We start from the raw sequence: 20,791 nt of genomic DNA, 5'->3' as shown, positions 1-20,791 counted from the left end.
AGGCGCACTATGAAAAGGATGTTCACTGATTGCCGTTTAGTTGCAATGCACACAGGCATTGAACTGACTGGTGGTTATCAAGTCATTGAAAACGCGATGATCGCGGTAGAGAATGGAGCTATCACCGGTGTCGGATACGACTTGCCAATGGATGGATTTGAGTGCCATTCACTGGAAAATCGACTTGTTACACCGGGTTTCATTGATTCGCATACTCACCTTGTATTTGCAGGTAATCGCGCAACCGAATTTGAGCAACGGCTTAATGGCGCCTCTTATCAGGAGATAGCGAAAGCTGGAGGGGGCATCCTTTCTACGGTCAAAACGACCCGCGAAGCGTCTATTGAACACCTTGTCGAACTCGCAATTCCTCGTGCACAATCCCTCATCCGTGACGGCGTCACAACCATCGAAATTAAAAGTGGTTATGGCCTGACGGTAGAAGATGAACTGAAAATGCTACGAGCCGCGAAAATGATCGCGAAAAACGTTAACGTGAATATCACAACTACCTTGTTAGGGGCGCATGCCCTTCCTCCAGAATATAACCACAACGCCGATGCCTACATTGACATTGTCTGCAACGAAATGATTCCCGCGGCAGCAGAGGAAAACCTCGCGGACGCCGTAGATGTATTTTGTGAAACCATGGCATTCACTCCGGCTCAAATGTCCCGAGTGTTTGATGCCGCCCTTAAGCACGGTTTGCACATCAAAGGTCATACAGAGCAACTATCAAACTTGGGTGGCAGTGCGTTGGCTGCACGTATGGGGGCATTGTCTGTCGACCACATCGAATACCTCGATGAAAGCGGGGTTAAGGCCCTCGCCGAACATGGCACAGTTGCCACGTTACTCCCCGGTGCATTTTATTTCTTACGAGAAACTCAAAAGCCGCCCATTGATTTACTGCGTAAACACCAAGTACCGATGACAGTCGCGACAGATTTCAACCCCGGCACATCGCCGTTCGCTCGCCTTACGTTAATGATGAACATGGCCTCAACATTGTTTGGGTTGACCACAAAGGAAACGCTGTATGGTGTGACAAGGCACGCAGCGCAGGCGACAGGACTACTTGCCAAAGGACAGATAGCAGAAGGTTTTGACGCTGACTTTGCCGTTTGGAATGTCGAAACGCCCGCTGAAATCAGTTATCAAATCGGCCTTTCTCCCCTCCACGCTCGCTATCTAAAAGGGATGATTGCCAATGATTGATAAGAACATATGGCAAGGCAGAGTTGACGATGAAGATGGCGAACTGGGTTTGCGTTTTCACCAAAAAGTCCAGCCCATAGAAAATGCGGGCTCATCGGGTGTTGCGCTGCTTGGCTTCGCCAGCGATGAAGGCGTCGAGCGCAATAAAGGACGCAGAGGTGCGCGCAACGCTCCAGTGGTTATCCGGAAAATGCTGGCAAACCTTCCTTGGCACCACAACGAACTGGCTATCTTTGATGCCGGAGATGTTTGTTGTGATGATAATGACCTTACAAGCGCACAAGCCAAACTCGCAACAAATGTCAGTCACGCGCTCAATAACCATCTTTTCCCAATGGTTCTCGGTGGCGGACATGACGTTGCTTGGGGAAGCTTTCAAGGCTTGGCGAACCACTATTTGCAGCAAAACACACCTTCCGTTCCTCGCATTGGCATTATTAATTTTGATGCTCATTTTGACCTTAGGACACCTTCTGGCTCATCGGAACATGGCAGTTCCGGCACGCCATTTTCACAAATTGCCGCGTTTTGTGAGCAACATGCTTGGCCTTTTCACTATGCGTGTCTCGGCGTGAGCAGAGCAAGCAATACTCAAGCGCTGTTTAAAAAGGCTCAAGAACTCAATGTGCTCACCGTCGAAGACATAGAGTGTCAACCACAGCGATTAAGCGAGATATCAGAGAAATTGGCCTCGTTTATGAATGACGTTGATGTACTGTATCTGACGATCGATCTCGATGTCTTCCCAGCCAGTATTGCACCAGGTGTTAGCGCCCCTGCTGTTCACGGTGTCGATTTCCCTCAAGTAGAACACCTTATCCGCTTGATCAGCAACGCCAATGACAAACGCGGAAACCGAAAGCTAAAACTCGCTGATATTGCTGAGTTAAACCCTTTATTCGATATTGATAACCATACAGCAAGACTGGCTGCACGCCTTGTATGGACCATCACACACAGCCTATCTGAACCCACCAGCCACATTGCAAAAGGAGTAACGCGATGAATGACCCTCGTTTGGACCTTAATAGGGACATACACGCCCCTACAGGAACACAGCTCACCGCCAAATCGTGGTTAACCGAAGCCCCTCTTCGCATGTTGATGAACAACCTACACCCTGATGTCGCAGAGCATCCTCATGCATTGGTGGTATATGGCGGCATTGGGCGAGCAGCAAGAAACTGGCAATGTTACGACAAGATTGTCGAGGTCCTTTCACGGTTGGAAGACGATGAGACGCTTCTGGTTCAGTCCGGCAAACCCGTTGGTGTGTTTCCTACACACAAAGATGCACCTCGCGTTCTGATAGCTAACTCGAACTTAGTACCACATTGGGCAAATTGGGAACACTTCAACGAACTCGATAAGCAAGGCCTGATGATGTATGGGCAAATGACCGCAGGAAGCTGGATTTACATTGGCTCTCAAGGCATTGTTCAAGGCACTTACGAAACCTTTGTTGCCGTCGCCAAGAAGCACTTCAGTGGCAGCGCATCAGGCCGTTGGATCCTTACTGGCGGCTTGGGCGGCATGGGCGGCGCACAACCCCTTGCGGCAACCATGGCTGGCTTTTCGATGATTGCGGTTGATTGTGATGAAAGCCGAATCGACTATCGCCTTCGTACGGGTTATGTCGATAAGAAAGCCGTCAACCTTGATGATGCTTTGTCACTTTTGCAACGATCTATTGACGACAATAAGCCCATTTCCATTGGCTTACTGGGCAATGCCGCTGATGTATTTTCAGAGCTTGTTGACCGAGGGATCACACCCGATGTGGTCACAGACCAAACTTCAGCCCATGACCCACTGAATGGCTACCTGCCAAAAGGTTGGAGTATGGAATATGCTGCTGAACAAAGAAAGGTGGATGAAGCTGGCGTCGTAGAAGCCGCCAAGTCTTCCATGGCCGAACAAGTCAATGCCATGCTCACACTGCAAAGCCGTGGCGCAGCAACATTGGACTACGGTAACAACATTCGACAAATGGCGCTGGAAAAAGGCGTCGAAAACGCTTTTGATTTCCCAGGGTTTGTTCCAGCCTATATTCGCCCATTATTTTGCCAAGGTATTGGCCCTTTCCGCTGGGTGGCGCTATCAGGCGATCCCGAAGACATCTACAAAACGGACCAAAAAGTCAAAGAGCTTATCCCCGATAACCCTCAATTACATCAATGGCTAGATATGGCTAAGGAACGTATTCAGTTTCAAGGTCTACCTGCGCGCATTTGCTGGGTAGGATTGAAAGATCGTGCTCGGTTAGGGTTAGCATTCAATGAAATGGTCAAAAATGGCGAACTAAAAGCGCCAATCGTAATCGGTCGAGACCACCTCGATTCAGGATCGGTCGCCAGTCCGAACCGTGAAACTGAAGGCATGCTTGATGGCTCTGACGCCGTGTCTGATTGGCCATTGTTAAACGCGTTACTCAATACCGCGTCAGGCGCAACGTGGGTATCGCTCCACCATGGCGGCGGTGTCGGAATGGGGTTCTCACAACACTCCGGTGTCGTGATTGTGTGTGACGGAACTGAAGATGCGTCCAGACGTATTGGCCGAGTTCTTCACAATGACCCTGCAACAGGCGTGATGCGTCACGCAGATGCAGGCTATGGCATTGCGATTAACTGTGCCAAAGAACAACAACTCGATTTGCCGTTGCTCGATATCCCTAATATCCCAGTGTCTAAGTAAAGGAAAATACATGAACGCATTGACACTTACCCCGGGTGAACTCACCGTCAAACAAATGCGCGCGATCAGTCGTGAAGGCGTGCAATTGTCGTTTGCAGACGACGTAGAATCACAAATGCAAGCCAGTATAGATACGGTTGCCAGTGTTCTCTCAGAAGATCGCGTTGTCTATGGCATCAATACAGGTTTTGGTTTGCTCGCCAACACGCGTATCAATGAAGAAGACCTTGAAACCCTGCAGCGTTCAATTGTGCTCTCACATGCCGCAGGCATTGGGGCGTTTATGGACGACAGAACCGTTCGACTCATGATGGTATTGAAAATCAATAGTCTTGCTCGCGGTTATTCCGGCATTCGATTTTCGGTCGTCGAAGCACTAGCAACACTAATCAATGCTGAGGTTTATCCTTGCATCCCCAAAAAAGGTTCTGTCGGCGCATCAGGCGACCTTGCCCCGCTTGCGCACATGAGCACCGTATTATTGGGAGAAGGACAAGCCAGACACAAAGGTGAAATCATTTCCGGCGCCGTGGCGTTAAAAATCGCTGGGCTCTCTCCCATAACCCTTGGGCCTAAAGAAGGGCTTGCACTATTAAACGGTACACAAGCTTCCACGGCATTTGCTCTCGAAGGCTTATTCGCCGCAGAAGATCTTTACGCGTCAGCCACGGCCTGTGGCAGCTTATCGGTCGAAGCCGCTTTGGGGAGCCGTCGTCCATTCGATCCTCGTATTCACCGAGTTCGTGGACACGTTAGCCAAATTGACTCTGCGGCAGCCTATCGTTATCTATTAGAAGACGAGAGCGAGATTGGCAGCAGTCACCAAAGCTGTGAAAAGGTGCAAGACCCATACTCACTGCGATGCCAACCGCAAGTGATGGGCGCATGCTTACAACAAATTCGCACAGCCGCTGACGTACTCGAAATCGAAGCTAACGCAGTGTCTGATAACCCATTGGTTTTTGCCGATGATGACGACATTATATCTGGCGGTAACTTCCATGCAGAGCCTGTTGCCATGGCTGCTGACGGCCTCGCTTTGGCCATTGCAGAAATAGGAAGTCTTTCAGAGCGTCGGATGGCGCTGTTAATCGATAGCGGGTTAAGTAAGCTTCCTCCATTTTTGGTTGATAATGGCGGCGTCAACAGTGGATTTATGATTGCACAGGTAACCGCAGCCGCTCTCGCGAGCGAAAACAAAACATTAGCTCACCCCGCATCAGTAGACAGCCTACCTACCTCCGCCAATCAAGAAGATCATGTTTCAATGGCAACGTTTGCGGGACGTCGACTCGCCGAAATGGCTGAAAACACACGTGGAATTCTCGCCGTTGAATTACTCGCGGCCTGTCAGGGACTGGATTTTCGCGCCCCGCTAAAAACCACGCTAAAGCTTGAACAAATCAAGGCGGAGCTAAGGAGTCATGTTGATTTCTATGATAAAGACCGTTATTTCGCGCCAGATATAGAGAAAGCGAATCTTCATCTACTGGATGCTAGCCACAATAAATACATGCCCACGCAATTGTTACCTAGCATCTAACTGTTCAATCTCTATCACTTGTCTTACCGAAGCCTTAACCGTAAAAGGCTTCGGTGTTTTTTGTACAAAATTCGAACATCTATCATAGATTGTTAGGTTCGCCACACTTCACTCTTGTCATATTGCGCTACTATTTTGTTATCTCACCAATTTTTCATTCATTATGCAGAGGTGTTTCTATGTGGCACTCCCTTTCTGTTCAGCTTTCTCTTGCGCTCGGACAGGAGTTTGAAGTCGAAGAAAAAATGCCTATTGATGGTGGCGACATCAATGAATGTTATGCCATCAGCTGCGGTGAAATTCGCTTCTTCGTCAAAATAAACTCCCGAGAGAACCTCCCTACTTATGAGGCTGAAGCCGAAGGGCTAAGACACCTTGCAAATAGTGGAGAGGTTTCTGTACCGCAAGTTGTCTACATGGGTGTCATCAAAGAAAAAGCCGTGTTGGTTCTCGACTACTTACCGATGAAGCCGCTAGATTCAGAAAGCGGCTACTTGCTAGGTAAAGATATGGCGAAGCTTCATCAATGGGGAGATCAATTGGAGTACGGCTTTGATATTGATAACTACATTGGAACAACCGAACAACGTAACAGTTGGCACCGAAAATGGTCCAACTTCTTTGCTGACCATCGAATAGGCTGGCAGTTAAAACTGGCTGAAGAACGCGGCATGTCGTTTGGTGATGTTGAGACCATTGTTGAAGCAGTCAAGGAAAGGTTGAACGGACACCAGCCCAAAGCCAGCCTACTACATGGCGATTTTTGGAAAGGTAATGCTTCAACCACCGTTAACGGTCCAGTAGTTTTTGACCCCGCCTGTTATTGGGGCGACCGCGAAGTTGATATCGCGGCAAGTCTTCTATTTAACGGCTTCCCAGACGAATTTTACAGAGGCTACAACGAAGTCTGGCAACTCGATGAAGGGTTTGAATCTCGCAAAGATATCTACAATCTTTATCATATGATTAACCATTGCTTGCTCTTTGGCGGTCATTATTTAGAAGAAACTGAAGCACTGGTCAACAAACTGGCATTAACCGAATAAAGTCATTTACGAATCACGATAAGTTGAATTAGATTGAGGGCGTTAAGCGCCCTCTTTTGCTGCGCGCGTTTTTTCCTTTCGAAAGATGATTATCCCAATGATTAAAGCTGCAATTTTTGATATGGACGGCCTGCTCGTTAATTCTGAGCCATTCTGGCAAGACGCACAATTGGCTGTGTTTGGTGATCTTGGTATCAACATTACCCGACAAGATACAATAAATACCACTGGCATCCGCATTGACCAAATCGTCAAGCACTACTCTGAAACTCAGGGTTGGCAAGGCCCTTCTTGTGATGACGTCTGTGACATGATTTTAGACAAAGTCATTGAGCTTGTTGCCATTCACAAACCTATCATGCCGGGTGTGATACACGCACTAACACTATGTAAAGAAGCCAACCTTCGCATTGCATTGGCGTCTTCTTCGCCGCTTCGCCTAATTGAAACCACATTGAAAGCGCTTGAATTAGAAGCATGGTTTGAGCACTGCCATTCCGCTGAACATTTGAAATACGGCAAACCACACCCTGAGGTTTACCTGAATGCAGCAGAAAGCCTAGGGATTTCACCAGAAAACTGTATCGCTTTTGAAGATTCTTTTGCTGGGTTGCTTGCAGCTAAATCGGCACAAATGCGCACTGTTGTTGTTCCTGAGCATCAGGTTGCAACACAAAAACAGTGGGTGATTAGTGACGTAAAACTTAACTCGCTAGACGAATTAACCGCCGAAATGTTGACGAAATAAGTCCAAATTTTTGACGAAAAGGGTGAGGTTTTCTGTATGCTTCGCCCTTGATTCATCCATTATTCCAATACCGCTCGCATTTAGACAAACCCCTTCACACATTGAAACATCCTCTTACGTAAACCACTTCAACCAAATTATGTTTTTGTATTTATACATAATGCAACTGAATGCAATAACGTAAATATTGGCCTCGGGTCATAGTTTGACCTTATTTCACTGAGCAAAGATTCTTAGCTTCTTAGAATGGGAACACGTGAAAGGTTGAGGAAACAGCTACCTTTTTACCTTCATGTTGAAAAGCTCGCAGTTCAGATAGGGAGTTGGACATGCAAAATTATACAGAGAGAGGAATCGACTGCCCGCATTGTGGGCATAAGATTCGAATTACGTTAGACACGAGTGGCGGCGACCAAGAATTTTATGATGACTGCCCCGCATGCTGTAATGCTATTCACCTAAACCTGCAGATAGATTCACTGCACAAGACCATTAACTTATTCGTTGATGCAGACGACGAGCAAATTTTCTGATTTTTTACGGCGAACCGTTTAACACTGAAAAGCCAGCACTCGCTGGCTTTTTTTACATCTATACCGTTCAACATGAACCGATTAGTTCGACTATCCTCTCGCTGCCAAAACACGTTCTACCGTATCCACAACCGCCTGAGTCTGAGGGTCAACCTCGATGTTCACACTATCTCCCAGCTTTCTCCACCCCATATTCGTGCGCTGAAGGGTTTCAGGAATTAAATTGACGCAGAACCGCCGACCATCGACAGCACCCACGGTAAGGCTAATTCCATCAATACCAATGTAACCTTTGTCAAAAACATACTTTGTTATGTTCTCTGGCAGTTCCATCCACACTTGACGGTTGTTCGGCGAATCAATCACTTCAACGACTTGAGCTGCACACATAATGTGGCCAGACATCGAGTGCCCACCAATTTCGTCTCCAAATTTTGCTGCTCTTTCAAGGTTGATTTTATCTCCCGCTTCCACAGAGCCTAGATTGGTCAGATTGAGTGTCGCTTGCATTAAATCAAACCACACCAAATCACCTTCAATTCTCGTCACGGTCAAACAACAACCGTTATGGGCAACCGAAGCACCAAGCGCCAATCCATCGAGCAGTTCCTGAGTGAAACGAACAGCGTGGCTTTGAAAATCCACTTTTTTGTCTATTTGAACAACTTCAGCCGTTGTCTGCACAATTCCCGTAAACATATCCGCCCTCATAACCTGTATTTCAAACGCTTAGCGCTCAGTGTATACCCAAGCAACCTGAAGATGTAGGATTCAGCGAGTTTTACTGACGTTATGATCAAGCCGTCCCTTTGCCTGTAGTGATCTCCATCAAAAAGAGATAACACCGAGCATAGTGTCAGTAACCTCGCCGGAAGGGCCTCTGAAATCGAGCATCTTCAGATGACTTGAGTATCTGTAAGTCTGAAAACAGAAACAAAGCTTTCAGACAATTTCAGCAACAATTAGTAAAACAACAGCTTGCTCGGCGCCATAACCCTAACACAACACCATATGTGAATATTCTGTAGTTTCTCCATAGTATTGATTGCCCAATATCTATGCGGACGTATAATGCGCTGTCCTTTTTTCCGCTTCATTTTTATTTCGGAGTTGTAGGTGCAAAATTATCGCCTAGAAGCCAAATCCATCATCAAGTTGGGTATTCCTGTTTTTATCGCGCAACTTGCGCAGACCTCTATGGGGTTCGTCGACACCGTTATGGCGGGTGGCGTGAGTGCTACTGATATGGCTGCCGTTGCTGTGGCGTCCAGTATTTGGTTACCTTCCATTCTGTTTGGCATTGGTATTTTGCTTGCCATGGTACCGATCATTGCACAACTGCATGGTTCAGGCCGTCAAAGCAAAATTCCGTTTCAAGTTCAGCAAGGTATATACATGGCATTGATTATGTCAGTACCTATCATCTTGGTTCTTATTAATGCTGGTCATATCGTTAACTATATGGACGTCGAGCCCGCACTTGCAGAGAAAACCATTGGTTATCTGCATGCAGTGAGCTGGGCGGTGCCTGCTTTCTTATTGTTTCAAGCATTACGCAACCTTGCTGAAGGTATGTCACTCACCATTCCTGCGATGGTGATTGGCTTTATCGGTCTTGCTGCAAACGTGCCGCTAAACTGGATCTTTGTTTACGGTAAATTCGGCGCACCTGAGTTGGGTGGTGTGGGTTGTGGTGTCGCTACTGCGATTGTTTATTGGCTCATGCTGGCAGCCATGCTTGTTTACATCAAAATCAATAAACGCCTTAACCGTGTGGAAGCCTTTACTGGCTTCAGTAAGCCAGATGTTTCTGCGCTGTGGCGTATATTCAAACTTGGTGTCCCTGTTGCTGCTGCCATCTTCTTTGAAGTCACCCTATTCGCTGTGATTGCGCTCCTGATTGCCCCGTTAGGTTCAACCATTGTTGCTGCTCACCAAGTCGCGATTAACTTCTCGTCTATGGTGTTTATGTTGCCAATGAGTTTGGCGACAGCCGTCAGTATTCGTGTTAGCCATCAATTAGGTGAGCGTTCCATCGAAGGCGCTGCGCGCGCTGCCAAACTGGGCATTCTGATTGGCTTATGCACCGCGATTTTTACCGCTGCTCTGACTGTTTTGTTCCGAGAGCCAATTATTGGACTATATACGGACAATGCTGAGGTGGTTGCCATTGCCGCAAACCTAATGTTGCTTGCTGCCATCTATCAATGCACTGACTCGATTCAAGTTGTCGCTGCCGGTGCACTGCGCGGTTACAAAGATATGCGCGCGATTTTCGAGCGTACCTTTATTGCCTATTGGATATTGGGCGTGCCGATGGGTTATGTGTTGGGTATGACTGACTGGATCGTGGAGCCGATGGGCGCGTACGGTTTTTGGATTGGTATTATTATCGGATTAACCTCTGCGGCAATTATGCTTGGTATGCGACTGCAGTGGATTCGTCGACAACCGGATTCTTACCAGTTGGCGATGGCCGAAAAGTAATCTTCTTAGATTCTAGCTTCATAAATCCCGACTTCATGTCGGGATTTTTCTTTGTGCTGCACGATTTTCGATCGTCATTTTCATATACTTCGTAACAACCATTATGTAGGTGCTGCTTAGGGAACCTGACGGCTTGAAGATGTTACGCTTGTTGACCATTACATTACTGGCACACCTTCTCAGTGGCTGTTTCGGAACCGATCCTGCCGTACAATCCTTTGATACCTACCAGCAGCGTCTCGCCAATGTCGTCGATACAGACCCACTTCTCCTTCAAGAATCCATATTTATCGCGCTACCACGAAAGCGGGATGCTATGTTGCCTATTGACGACGTACGAATGGGCCTATTTGATGCCTATGAATTGCGCCAGTGTGGTCTGTTCCAACTCATTGCAGAACGAAATTCGATTCTCGGTAAAGTCCAGGATGCTTTTCACCAACTGGACTACGAGATCCAATTACTCAACACACTGGCAGGCTGTTTAAGTCTCATTGAAGATCCTACGCTGATAGAGCTTCTCGAAGATATTCAAGAACAAAAGAATCAACAATTTGCACGCGTGTATTGGAATACCTTAATAGGCAGTGATGCATGGAGAAAGCAACTCACGCCGCCAAGCACCACTCTTATCACTCCCGACACGCCTTTCCCGCACAGTGAAGCCCTACTGGCCATTCATAGATATTCGGAAATAAGTCATGCAAATCTCACCAATATGGACGTGATAGCGTTGCAAGAGTCTATCGAAAAACAGCGCTACCTCGGCGCACTATTTTACTCCATGGATGAAAGCACACGTTGGCTTAACACCATCACGCAGCAACTTAAGCGTGATGACGCTTTGGTGATATGTGGTGCTAATAGAAATCAAACCAAACTGAACTATGTGAGGAATGTTTTCGATACGTTTTTTATTGGTGCCGTCCAACCCTACTTGTCGAAACTCAACAGCCTTTACCTAGATGCTCAGCCTTCACTGGACGCACTTCACCGCCAAGTTTCAGCAACCGTACCTAATTCAGACTTCAATAGCGCGTATTTTGGTGGGGAGCACTACCGAAGATTTCAAACATCCGTCAAAGATCATGTCAGCTATTGGCAAACCCTCTTTGCTCGATGCCAAATGGAAATCGGCAATTCGATCAAAAAATAGTCCACTCGTTACCTTTGTGAAACCAATTACTTGTGGTTTCATGTACACAGAGAGAGCAATTTGCTCATCAAAGCATCAAACGCACGCAGAAGCGCAAAAAAGTCGTGTTTTACGCTTGCGCGCCTTCGCCCTACTCGCTAATATTCACCCCGCTTTCACGGAAAGCCTCGCTGAAGTTCAGCAAACGATGCGTCTATAGCTCAGTTGGTTAGAGTACTGCCTTGACATGGCAGGGGTCGGCAGTTCGAGTCTGCCTAGACGCACCAAGCTTTCCATTAGAAAAAGTAATGCGCCCGTAGCTCAGTTGGTTAGAGTATCGCCTTGACATGGCGGGGGTCGGCAGTTCGAGTCTGCCCGGGCGCACCATTCCTTCCCTAACCAGGATGGAATCAGAATTTGGGTCTATAGCTCAGTTGGTTAGAGTACCGCCTTGACATGGCGGGGGTCGGCAGTTCGAGTCTGCCTAGACCCACCAAATTCTAATAATCGCACTCTCTTTTAGAGAATCCCAATCGCGATTATTCGGGCGATTAGCTCAGTTGGGAGAGCACCTCCCTTACAAGGAGGGGGTCACTGGTTCGAGCCCGGTATCGCCCACCACTTTCGTAAGAAACAAAAAAGCCTGCTTTCGAGCAGGCTTTTTTGTGTTTGAGATAATTTAACTAATCCGACAAATTATCACTAGCGGCTAACTTTCTGTTCAATATTTTACTTGGGACCACTTTGGGACCATCGTGAAAATCTAATTTAGATATAACTAATTAAAATTAGACCCCTACCCTAAACTGGGCCCAACTTTAAATTAAACACTACATATCATCTTGAACGTAAACAATTACATCCCCAACAGTACATGCAAAATACTTACACAGTGCATTAATAGCTTTCGTCGTCGTTGAGTATTCGTATGTTGGGTTCATCATCTTCGACAAAGCCGTTCTGTTTACACCAGTCGCTTCAGCAACTTCCTGCAACGTGATCTTTCTTCTCTCACTGAACTCTTTTTCAGCAATTAACTCTTTGATGCGAAACCGGATCATTTACACCCTCTAAAATATTCCTAATTTAATGCTTTCGTTCCTTGCGGGAACATTTATTAACCACTATATTGTTCTTGTTAGGCACAATATATCAATTTTGAGCGCATAGAGGCCGAAGATGACACAGACGTTACTTTCAGCAAGGGAACTAGCACTAAGGATCAAGTTTAACCCGAACTACATAAACTCTACACTCAGAGACTCAGTTTTTGTGGAGGGTATCCACTATATCCGCCCATTTAACGGTAGGAAAATTCTTTATATCTGGGAGGCTGTCGAAGAAGAGATGTATCGAAGTGCTAATCGCAACCAAACCTATATTCCAATGGCGGGAGGTAGAGTTTGCAATGGCTAGTATAACCGTACGCTCTGGAAAGCTTAGATTAGACTTTCGTGTTCACGGAGAAAGATGCCGCGAACAAACAGTATTGCATGACACGGAAACCAATCGTCGAAAGCTAACCAAACTGTTGGCAAGTATCGATGCCGACATGCGCCTTGGTTGCTTTGTCTATCGAGATTACTTTCCTGATTCAAAACGAGCTAATAAGTTTTATCGCTTAGACAATGCAGCTGCAAAACGAAAGCAAGAAATATCACATCACTATATCGCCACACATAGTCAGCTCACCGCGTGTGACAATGTCACTTTTAGGGCTTTTGCCGATGAATGGTTTGAGGAAAACAAACCGCGTTGGAAGCAAAGCTACTATGAAACAATCACAATCATCTTAAATCGCTATCTGCTACCCACATTTGGCGAACACCTTATTGCCAACGTAACCCGAGCGGACATTCTTAAATTTCGGGCTCTTCTATCTCAACGTGATAGATCACTTTCAAATGATTACATAAACCACATCATGACACCTCTGCGCATGATTCTTTCAGAAGCCGCTGATCGATATGAGTTCCGAACCCCGTTTGAAAACATCAAAGCGTTACGGTTAAACAAACGGGACGTCAACCCATTCTCATTGCAGGAAGTGACTCACTTTCTAAAGCACATCAGAAAAGACTTTCTCCCCTACTACACAGTACGATTTTTCACCGGTATGCGGACTGCTGAAATTGACGGACTAAAGTGGCGATACGTGAATTTTGACAGCGGCTACATTCGAATTCGGGAGACTCTTGTCAACGGACGTCCCGAAACCGCCAAAACCGACGGCTCTGTTCGCGAAATTCAAATGTCGCAGGTCGTACGCCAAGCTTTCTTAGAGCAAAAGCGAATTAACACAGATAAGAGCGAATACGTTTTCTGCACGAAGTCAGGTACTCCACTTGACCACCGAAACCTGCGTGACCGTATTTGGAAACCTGCACTAAATCAGATGGGCTTCGATTATCGAAGACCCTATGAAACACGCCATACCGCAGCAACACTTTGGTTGGCAGCAGGTGAAGCACCAGAGTGGATCGCCCGACAAATGGGCCACGCCAATACAAAAATGCTATTTGAAGTCTATAGCCGATTTGTTCCAAACCTCACTCGACAAGACGGTAGTGCTTTTGAAGCGCTTTTGTCTAAACACATTCAAGGAGACACCCTATGATTAGTCCCACGAGCGTACACGCGACAAGTCTTTGCTTAGATATCTTATCCTCAGAGCACTTTCGAAATGCTTCGCAAGAAGACATTTCGGGCTATTACCAAGAGATCCTTGATATGGTTCAAGCGCGCTTAATGGACGGGTCAACTAAAGCATTCGGAGGTGACAAACATACCGCAGAGGATATTGCTCAAAAAGTAGTAGCACTCCTTCAAAAATGCAAAACTTCGAACTACCCCACTGTTGATATGATATTGGAGTGGTTTGAGTCAGGCTCATCGTTGCCCAATTCGAACTAGAGAATGTGCCAGTGGTTATTCCATGCTCAAAATAGCCTTAGTACCAAAGCAGTGAGTATTGGCACAATCTTTATCAAATCGGTTATTGTTAATCTATGGGGCTAATCCTAACGAACCAAGAGTAGGCTTTATGACTGATGGACAGTGGGTTGCAATATTCTTTTGTATTCAGCTTGTTATGTTAGCGGGATTTGCGATTTTCAGAGTATTCAAAAAGAAAATCATAAACAAAAATGGCTAACTCTGATGAAATCGCGGTATTAAATCAGGCGTGAGGCATCAATCGTCATTTGCAAATGGTTTACACTGAAGACACACGTTGAATTCAACCACAATGATCGTGCTTGGTTCGAAAGTTACAACATACAACGCAGGTAAGACATGCCGTGAAACCCATCAAAACAAAAGATGATCACCAAGCCGCGTTATCGCGAATTGAGCAGCTTTGGGATGCCAACCCGAACACGCCCGAGGGAGAAGAACTAGAAGCGTTGATTACTAACGTTGAAGTATATGAAGAAGAGAGCTACCCGATCGCTCCCCCCACTGATCTTTATGAAGATGCTGGCATAAATATCCAAGAAGCGTTGCTTTCGCGTCTGCAAACCATCGAATCCAATATGCGAGGCCATCCAACCCTCTCTCCCATAGATGCCCTCCAGATACTAAATGTGCCGTGCCACAATGCCCAAGAGGCTAAAACATCGATTACCGAACAAGCACACCTTCAAACCCTGCTAGTTTTTAACTTCGGCAATAAAGAGAGCATGTGTATTCCTGCGTTTCAATTTGATCCCGAAAACCACCGTGTGCTTCCAATCATCCCTACCATCGCGAAACTCCTTCATCCGTTGAGTGACTGGGGAGTCGCTACCTGGTTTATGACCTACGATGACGATTTGGGGATGACACCAATGGAAGCAGTGTTAGATGTAGAGAAAGCAGATACGCTCATAGATCTTGCAGGGCTATATTCCAATAAATGTACCCTTCGTAACTTGAAAAACTCTAGTTGATACTACTAAGACGCAGGTGAGCTAGAGATCAATCACCGAAAAAGTGGCCTACCTTGAAACCGTGGCCAGCTCGCAATGCGACACCCTAAAATTTGAAGCCAAAGTGACAGAGCGCCGCCTTACGCTTTCCGCCATGTGTGACAACGCCAAAGCACCCGAGATAAACAACTACCTCAAACGCCTCGCATGGTTACCCGCCGCAGGCGAGAGCAACGGCTAATGCGCTGGTTTAGCCATACCTTGATCGCCGGTGCAATGTGCGCAGTTATATCGCCACCACACGTCGCCGCTTGTGTTGCCGGCGCAACCGCACCCGATTGGATGGAGTGGGTCGTAAAACTCACCGGAAAACGTAGCAAGCACCGTGGGCCAACCCATATATTCACCCATTGGCTAATATTCGCTCTCGCTGCGACGTTCGTTTGGGATTGGCACGGCCTGTTAGCCGCTTTTGCCTGGGGTGGCGTCAGTCACATTGTCACCGTTGCCATGACCGTATCTGGCGTGCCGTTCTCACCCTACAGCGACCGACGCTTTCATTTATTCGGCGGAAGGTTTCGCACCGGTGACCCGATTGAATACGCCATTGTCGGTGCAGTGGTGATCGCCTGCATTGGCCTTTCACACCTGACAGGCAGTAGTGGATTTTCCCCATTTTTCTATGACTGGGGCGGCATGTATGAAAAAGGACTTTGTCCACTTTTCAATTAGCCAGGACAACTTGCTTTTGTGTCCCCTAACCCGCCCCATATTCCGAGCTTTCAGAGAGTCAGGGCAGCGAGAGCGGAAACGGCAGCAAGCACGACATTCAATCTTCAAACGTGAATAGGGTGCGCTCAGTGAGCTGAATAATTTGACAACTCCAAGTCTCTTTGTAGACTTGTATTCATAAAGAGTACATAAAGAGACTCCATTTTCAGATAATCTATTTATCATTTTGCAGTGTGTTTTATGAGTCTGTTATGGATGACGCAACTCCTACTTTCCTGCACCACCAAGAGTGCTGATAGAAAGTGGGCACGGAGATTTAAGAATGAGTGAGATCAGTGGAAAAAAAAGCCCAATCACAACCAAGCAAATGTCTGTCGCAGGCTTTAAAGCTGCGAACAACATATTGAAAGGTTGGGGCATCGAGGCAGCTGATGCAATGAAGATCATGGGATTAGCCAAGTCAACCTACCACAAGTACAAAGCCGATCCAGAGAAAGCCAACTTGACAAAAGATCAACTGGAGCGAGTGAGTTACTTGCTAAATATCCATAGTGCTTTGCGCATTGTTTTTGACAATCAAGAAAACGTTCAAGGATTTATGAATATGATCAATAACAACGCATATTTTGAAGGGCGAGCGCCAATCGACGTCATCAAGCAAGGCCGTGTGGCCGATTTATACGAAGTTGCATCTCGCATTGACGAATTAAGAAGTGGTCAGTGGAGTTAAGCATCAATGGGAAAAACGCTAAAAGGTTACCGTTTAATCAACACTAAATACCCAAAGATTGCTTTGTTTGAAGATGTCGCCTCAAAAGAGGAGTTTGAGGCGCTCTACGCCCTACAGGCATTGACCAACCCAAGGTTGCAAAATGAGGCCGGCGACGTTTCTCTGATCCATCCTAGCGAGATCCCTTATGATTGTCCGCATAAGAGCTATGCTGTGGCACCGTTTACGCACATCAATAAGGATGGCAGTAGATTTGCGGATGGCAGCAGAGGCGCATTTTATATCGCTGACAATGAAACCACCGCACAAGCAGAAGTCTTCTATCACCATGACCGTTACTACCGTAACGTTGAAAGTCTGCACTACGACAAATTTACCCTGCAAACTCTAGAGGTCTGCTTTGACGCGCCAAATCTGTATGATTTCTCGGAATACCCAGCAGATCATCCCGTGCTCAATCCCACGAGCTATGTGCAGTCGCAAGCTTTTGCAAACCAATTGATCGCAGATGGCTATGATGGCATTCAATACCCCTCAGTCCGATTGTCCGGCGCCACCAATTGGGTGCTGTTTAGCCCCAAACGCATTACCTCTATCAAGCCGACAACGAAAATCGACATGACATGGAATGGAACCAAAATATCTCAGCTCGCACTTGCAAAAACCATCAAGACTCCAGGCAGTGATTAACCCAGAGGTTTATCTAAAAGGTGTTATCAACTATATCTGAGCTTCTTTGGCGGCAGGCGAGCCAGCCAGCACGGAAATGGCTGAAATCATGACATTGGGGAAAGCTGAAACTGGTGATCACAGTGTCAGACTGTCCACTTCCCCGTTAACAAGACAGCTCATAACGAGAGATTTCCAGTCTCCGTCGGTATTCAGAAGGCTGGCGGCATTATTAAAATCAGAGCCCAATGAAGTGCGTTGATGGAGAGAAAAGATCAAAGGGCTCTTAAACACACTATCTCGCACTGACTGGGCTGAGTCCAACGCCTGATAGCAGGCTTCGAGATATCCCGAAAAGGCATTGATAGGGCATTGGTTGTTACAGATTAGCGCCCTTTTCGCCGCATCTTAACTGTGTAGTGTTAAATCCTTTTTCACTCGCGCACTGCCGTAACCAATATTTCTTTGCGTAACAGAGAGCTTCTCGCTTCTCAGCCTTTTGCCTCTTCAAAGGCTTTGAATAGATGGGTGTTACCTGGATCGCTGGAATCATAATAGGCGAACCTTGCCTCGCTCCAAAGATGGATAAGTTGCACAAAAGCCGGAATAACTTCTGATCGTCGAGGATTATCGAACCAATGATATCCACCGCCTCTGTATGTTTTCATGCGAACCACAGACAGTGCAAATATCCCTATTTTTTTATCACTGAGGAACCTACCTTCATCTGTTACCTTACCCTGATTAAGTACTTCGATATCGTGCCTTTGTTGTTCTAATGCTCGAATTTCGATGTTTTCAGGTTTAACCTCATTAAGCGTTTCATATACTTCATTGCGTAAAGCTAGCAACAGCTCAGCCCGTTCTTGTCCGTGGAGCCGTTCTAAGCGAGGCAAGAACCACTTAACTTTAAAATGGTCTTTGTTGATACCTAACCACACCAGCAATTTGAGAAATGATTGGATACTGTTGATATCGTCCGTTCGTATCTGCCAGTCTTTACTTGGTGTAGTACAGTGAGCAAGTAAAGCTGCGCTTTCTACGTAACAAAATGAAATTTTGGGGTCTATCTTGCGATCAAAGGCGTCGGCTAATCTAACTATCAAGTTAGCCTTTTTACTGTCCCTCTGTTTCATCGCGATAATCTGAATCTTGGACTTGGAATTTCCTACCCGTGTGTTCTCCAAACTCCTCACGAGTGTTCGTAAACCAGTCACTGCTCTCGAAGATAGACTAAGGTCATTTGCAATTTTTGCGCATGTTTCTTGCTGAGAAAGTCGATGCAAGATTTGAAGAACGGAAGTCATCGTTAAAGGACTTTCAATCTCGGCCCTTTCAATCTGTGAAAACGGTACAACGCCAACTCGAACGACACTGGGTTCAGGACACCTGAGTGCCTCTTCCCAACACTCCTCATCATGATGAAGCTCACTAGAGCACGCTTGGCCAAGTATTGCTTTGTAGGCTCGAACACTGGGTATGTGATGCTGTAGCATCGGCATCAACAATGATTGGATATGTATGTAACTGCCAACGGTTGTTGCATGGTGCTGGTGCCCTAATAGCTCGCTGAGCACCATCAAACGTTTTCTGCCATATGCGGAAACCCCCAGCATTTTTTGAATACGTTCTGCTGCAGCAATCGTGGAATACTCCTGATAACTGTTTTCAAGCCAATCTGGGATCTGTTTAATGGAATGCCGATTTAAGCAAAGCCAAATCAGATTGGCGAACCCATGGCGCAGGTGATGGAAACGAAGGGAATGATCACCCGTAACTTTCTTAAGTAACATGGTAATCAAGTCAAATGCATCCGCTAAGACATCTTGGTCAGGAAACAGTAAATCTTCTTTACGACCTCCACGCTTATGTAACCTGAGTAACAAAAGTTCAATTTCTTGCGAAGGCCACAAGTGATGAATATAGAGATTGCGTCGACTGGATGACGATTTCAGATTTCGTTTATGATTTCTCCTCACAAACAAAACAACGTCACTCATCCAACGATCGATGTCTTTGGTTTTGAGCCCCCCTGCTTCACCGCGCCTTAGGCCACTATAGAACCCCATGCAAAGGATCAACCGAGCGATATCATAAATTTCCCCATGGAGCGTCCTAAGATAATCCAAGAGATAAGACACATCTTTAGGCACGACCAAATTCGCGTCTACTCTGCCATTGACTGACGTTGCATCAAGGTTTTCAAATACTGCTGTTGAGAAATGACCGCTTGCTGACAAGTATCTAGCAAAGTAGTGAACATATTGTTTGCTTTGACCATTTGATATTTGCTCTATGACATTGTTTAGTTTTTCACACCAGATATCATCATCCATCTTTTGAGGATCAGTGTTAGAAAACTCCGTCAAAAAGGGCGTCGCGATAGCATTGACGTATTTCCTTACAGTATCCACCCTCAAATTCTTTTTTACATTTCCATAAATTATCAGCTTCCATGACCAACTGATAATTAACCAAAGCCATGGCATTTTCGTAAGATTACTGTTTTCATCAAGCCAGTTCTGAATGTCGTTTGCTACAGGCTTGCAACTTTCTTGTAAAACCATCGACAGCGGATATAAAACCGTATTTTTCAACTGGCCTAGTTGGCTTTCCAAAGAAACCTCATAATCCTGGTAGCCCATTTTTATCTGGTTCTGCCATTTACGCCAATTTCGATGAGTCATCGATGATGAGGGTTTGACTGTATTAATTGCGCTGCAAGGTAAGCTCACAATCAGTCTTTGAAGGACATGTTCAGGTAACGGCGTGTATTTGAGCGTTCCAAACGCCATACTTTGGGCAGCAGGGTTCAAGTTCAGAACTAGTGCCACTCGTGCAATTTGTCTGAGTTTAGTAAAAGCTGATTTCCCAATCCGCAAGTTGTGATGGGCGTAAAAATCGGCGATTGACCGGTCAAACGATATTGATTTATGTGAGGAGAGTTGATGCAACCAATACTGATTTAACCATAGGCGAGTAACTTTGCATGGAAAGACTTGGACAGTATCGTCAACAAAGTACAGTTCACCATCAATCTCTCGCCAACCCTTGCGTGAACTTGCCAGCATCGCTTCAAGCGTTTTTTTCTTAATGATACCGTCATAGAGCATCAATGAAACAAAAAGACGCCCTGCTATATAGTGAACGCTTTGAAGGTTTGTTGGCCGAACCGATTCCTCCCGCATCAACTCATAGAGAAATTTCCCATGACTGGCTGCTATAAAGCCTGATGGCGTAATAACTGGCTTATCTTGAGACAGAGCAACAAGATGGGGTAAGTCTGGAAACTCAAAGCCATACTTTTTTTGGGACATGTAGAGAACAAACTCAAGAACATCATAT

Annotated in this window: 19 protein-coding genes and 4 tRNA genes; 20 read left to right on the top strand and 3 right to left on the bottom strand. The window is 46.2% G+C overall.

Going from position 1 to position 20,791, the window contains the following annotated elements:
* Nucleotides 1-9: 9 nt before the first annotated feature.
* The 7 genes from hutI (at nt 10) to LRP50_RS00085 (ending at nt 7,785) form a co-directional block, all read left to right on the top strand.
* Nucleotides 10-1,218 (top strand): imidazolonepropionase, encoded by a 1,209-nt coding sequence (gene hutI / locus LRP50_RS00115; RefSeq protein ID WP_274162490.1) that lies wholly within the window; start codon nt 10-12, stop codon nt 1,216-1,218.
* A complete protein-coding gene (gene hutG / locus LRP50_RS00110; RefSeq protein WP_274162489.1) occupies nt 1,211-2,224 on the top strand; it encodes a formimidoylglutamase in 1,014 nt (337 codons plus the stop codon). Before hutI ends, hutG begins: the two co-directional genes overlap by 8 nt.
* The gene (gene hutU, locus LRP50_RS00105) at nt 2,221-3,915 is read left to right on the top strand and encodes a urocanate hydratase (protein ID WP_274162488.1); all 1,695 of its coding nucleotides are present in this window, start codon (nt 2,221-2,223) and stop codon (nt 3,913-3,915) included. Before hutG ends, hutU begins: the two co-directional genes overlap by 4 nt.
* 10 nt (nt 3,916-3,925) lie before the next feature.
* Entirely contained in the window at nt 3,926-5,458 is a 1,533-nt protein-coding gene (hutH, locus tag LRP50_RS00100) for a histidine ammonia-lyase (RefSeq protein ID WP_274162487.1), read from the top strand.
* Nucleotides 5,459-5,637: 179 nt separating this feature from the next.
* A complete protein-coding gene (locus tag LRP50_RS00095; protein WP_274162486.1) occupies nt 5,638-6,504 on the top strand; it encodes a fructosamine kinase family protein in 867 nt (288 codons plus the stop codon).
* 97 nt (nt 6,505-6,601) lie between these two features.
* Entirely contained in the window at nt 6,602-7,252 is a 651-nt protein-coding gene (gene hxpB, locus LRP50_RS00090) for a hexitol phosphatase HxpB (protein ID WP_274162485.1), read from the top strand.
* Between the two features lie 329 nt (nt 7,253-7,581).
* A complete protein-coding gene (locus LRP50_RS00085; protein ID WP_028025481.1) occupies nt 7,582-7,785 on the top strand; it encodes a CPXCG motif-containing cysteine-rich protein in 204 nt (67 codons plus the stop codon).
* A 90-nt stretch (nt 7,786-7,875) separates the two neighbouring features.
* On the opposite strand, the gene LRP50_RS00080 is transcribed toward LRP50_RS00085, so the two are convergent.
* A complete protein-coding gene (locus LRP50_RS00080) occupies nt 7,876-8,484 on the bottom strand; it encodes a riboflavin synthase subunit alpha (RefSeq protein WP_274162484.1) in 609 nt (202 codons plus the stop codon).
* Nucleotides 8,485-8,901: 417 nt separating this feature from the next.
* On the opposite strand from LRP50_RS00080, the gene LRP50_RS00075 reads away from it, so the two are divergent.
* The 6 genes from LRP50_RS00075 (at nt 8,902) to LRP50_RS00050 (ending at nt 12,028) form a co-directional block, all read left to right on the top strand.
* Entirely contained in the window at nt 8,902-10,272 is a 1,371-nt protein-coding gene (locus LRP50_RS00075) for an MATE family efflux transporter (RefSeq protein ID WP_274162483.1), read from the top strand.
* 139 nt (nt 10,273-10,411) lie between these two features.
* On the top strand, nt 10,412-11,428 hold the full coding sequence (locus LRP50_RS00070; protein WP_274162741.1) for a DUF3080 domain-containing protein: 1,017 nt from the start codon (nt 10,412-10,414) through the stop codon (nt 11,426-11,428).
* 189 nt (nt 11,429-11,617) lie between these two features.
* Nucleotides 11,618-11,694: transfer RNA gene (locus LRP50_RS00065), tRNA-Val, on the top strand.
* 23 nt (nt 11,695-11,717) lie between these two features.
* Nucleotides 11,718-11,794, top strand: a tRNA-Val gene (locus LRP50_RS00060).
* 32 nt (nt 11,795-11,826) lie between these two features.
* Nucleotides 11,827-11,903, top strand: a tRNA-Val gene (locus LRP50_RS00055).
* A 49-nt stretch (nt 11,904-11,952) separates the two neighbouring features.
* Nucleotides 11,953-12,028: transfer RNA gene (locus tag LRP50_RS00050), tRNA-Val, on the top strand.
* 209 nt (nt 12,029-12,237) lie between these two features.
* Here LRP50_RS00050 and LRP50_RS00045 read toward each other — a convergent pair.
* On the bottom strand, nt 12,238-12,468 hold the full coding sequence (locus tag LRP50_RS00045; RefSeq protein WP_274162482.1) for a helix-turn-helix domain-containing protein: 231 nt from the start codon (nt 12,466-12,468) through the stop codon (nt 12,238-12,240).
* 347 nt (nt 12,469-12,815) lie between these two features.
* Here LRP50_RS00045 and LRP50_RS00040 point away from each other — a divergent pair, with 347 nt between their 5' ends.
* From LRP50_RS00040 to LRP50_RS00010, 7 genes are all read left to right on the top strand, one after another.
* On the top strand, nt 12,816-14,024 hold the full coding sequence (locus LRP50_RS00040) for a site-specific integrase (protein WP_274162481.1): 1,209 nt from the start codon (nt 12,816-12,818) through the stop codon (nt 14,022-14,024).
* The gene (locus tag LRP50_RS00035) at nt 14,021-14,320 is read left to right on the top strand and encodes a hypothetical protein (RefSeq protein WP_274162480.1); all 300 of its coding nucleotides are present in this window, start codon (nt 14,021-14,023) and stop codon (nt 14,318-14,320) included. Before LRP50_RS00040 ends, LRP50_RS00035 begins: the two co-directional genes overlap by 4 nt.
* Nucleotides 14,321-14,706: 386 nt before the next feature.
* Nucleotides 14,707-15,336 carry a hypothetical protein gene (locus LRP50_RS00030; protein ID WP_274162479.1) on the top strand — a complete coding sequence of 210 codons (630 nt, stop codon included), beginning with the start codon at nt 14,707-14,709 and terminating at the stop codon, nt 15,334-15,336.
* 43 nt (nt 15,337-15,379) lie between these two features.
* A complete protein-coding gene (locus LRP50_RS00025; protein ID WP_274162478.1) occupies nt 15,380-15,556 on the top strand; it encodes a hypothetical protein in 177 nt (58 codons plus the stop codon).
* Entirely contained in the window at nt 15,556-16,047 is a 492-nt protein-coding gene (locus LRP50_RS00020; protein ID WP_274162477.1) for a metal-dependent hydrolase, read from the top strand. The genes LRP50_RS00025 and LRP50_RS00020 overlap by 1 nt, the downstream gene beginning before the upstream one ends.
* A 322-nt stretch (nt 16,048-16,369) precedes the next feature.
* Nucleotides 16,370-16,777: an MbcA/ParS/Xre antitoxin family protein gene (locus LRP50_RS00015; protein WP_274162476.1), complete on the top strand. Its 408-nt coding sequence runs from the start codon at nt 16,370-16,372 to the stop codon at nt 16,775-16,777.
* 6 nt (nt 16,778-16,783) lie between these two features.
* The gene (locus tag LRP50_RS00010) at nt 16,784-17,467 is read left to right on the top strand and encodes an RES family NAD+ phosphorylase (RefSeq protein ID WP_274162475.1); all 684 of its coding nucleotides are present in this window, start codon (nt 16,784-16,786) and stop codon (nt 17,465-17,467) included.
* 470 nt (nt 17,468-17,937) lie between these two features.
* Here LRP50_RS00010 and LRP50_RS00005 read toward each other — a convergent pair.
* On the bottom strand, nt 17,938-20,791 hold a 2,854-nt coding region (locus LRP50_RS00005; protein WP_274162474.1), incomplete at its 5' end, for a tyrosine-type recombinase/integrase.

The organism is Enterovibrio gelatinilyticus, from assembly GCF_028683095.1.
In the GTDB taxonomy this organism is placed as follows: domain Bacteria; phylum Pseudomonadota; class Gammaproteobacteria; order Enterobacterales; family Vibrionaceae; genus Enterovibrio; species Enterovibrio gelatinilyticus.
The sequence above is the reverse complement of the archived record's forward strand: the minus strand, read 5'-3'. Positions and strand labels throughout refer to the sequence as shown.

Bases quoted from the DNA above. Each gene is read 5' to 3' on its own strand.
- LRP50_RS00095 (WP_274162486.1), top strand. From the start codon at position 5,638: ATGTGGCACTCCCTTTCTGTTCAGCTTTCTCTTGCGCTCGGACAGGAG.
- LRP50_RS00070 (WP_274162741.1), top strand. From the start codon at position 10,412: ATGTTACGCTTGTTGACCATTACATTACTGGCACACCTTCTCAGTGGC.
- LRP50_RS00015 (WP_274162476.1), top strand. From the start codon at position 16,370: ATGAGTGAGATCAGTGGAAAAAAAAGCCCAATCACAACCAAGCAAATG.
- LRP50_RS00085 (WP_028025481.1), top strand. From the start codon at position 7,582: ATGCAAAATTATACAGAGAGAGGAATCGACTGCCCGCATTGTGGGCAT.
- hutG (WP_274162489.1), top strand. From the start codon at position 1,211: ATGATTGATAAGAACATATGGCAAGGCAGAGTTGACGATGAAGATGGC.
- LRP50_RS00020 (WP_274162477.1), top strand. From the start codon at position 15,556: ATGCGCTGGTTTAGCCATACCTTGATCGCCGGTGCAATGTGCGCAGTT.
- LRP50_RS00040 (WP_274162481.1), top strand. From the start codon at position 12,816: ATGGCTAGTATAACCGTACGCTCTGGAAAGCTTAGATTAGACTTTCGT.
- hutH (WP_274162487.1), top strand. From the start codon at position 3,926: ATGAACGCATTGACACTTACCCCGGGTGAACTCACCGTCAAACAAATG.
- hutU (WP_274162488.1), top strand. From the start codon at position 2,221: ATGAATGACCCTCGTTTGGACCTTAATAGGGACATACACGCCCCTACA.
- LRP50_RS00045 (WP_274162482.1), bottom strand. From the start codon at position 12,468: ATGATCCGGTTTCGCATCAAAGAGTTAATTGCTGAAAAAGAGTTCAGT.
- LRP50_RS00010 (WP_274162475.1), top strand. From the start codon at position 16,784: ATGGGAAAAACGCTAAAAGGTTACCGTTTAATCAACACTAAATACCCA.
- LRP50_RS00035 (WP_274162480.1), top strand. From the start codon at position 14,021: ATGATTAGTCCCACGAGCGTACACGCGACAAGTCTTTGCTTAGATATC.
- LRP50_RS00080 (WP_274162484.1), bottom strand. From the start codon at position 8,484: ATGTTTACGGGAATTGTGCAGACAACGGCTGAAGTTGTTCAAATAGAC.
- hxpB (WP_274162485.1), top strand. From the start codon at position 6,602: ATGATTAAAGCTGCAATTTTTGATATGGACGGCCTGCTCGTTAATTCT.
- hutI (WP_274162490.1), top strand. From the start codon at position 10: ATGAAAAGGATGTTCACTGATTGCCGTTTAGTTGCAATGCACACAGGC.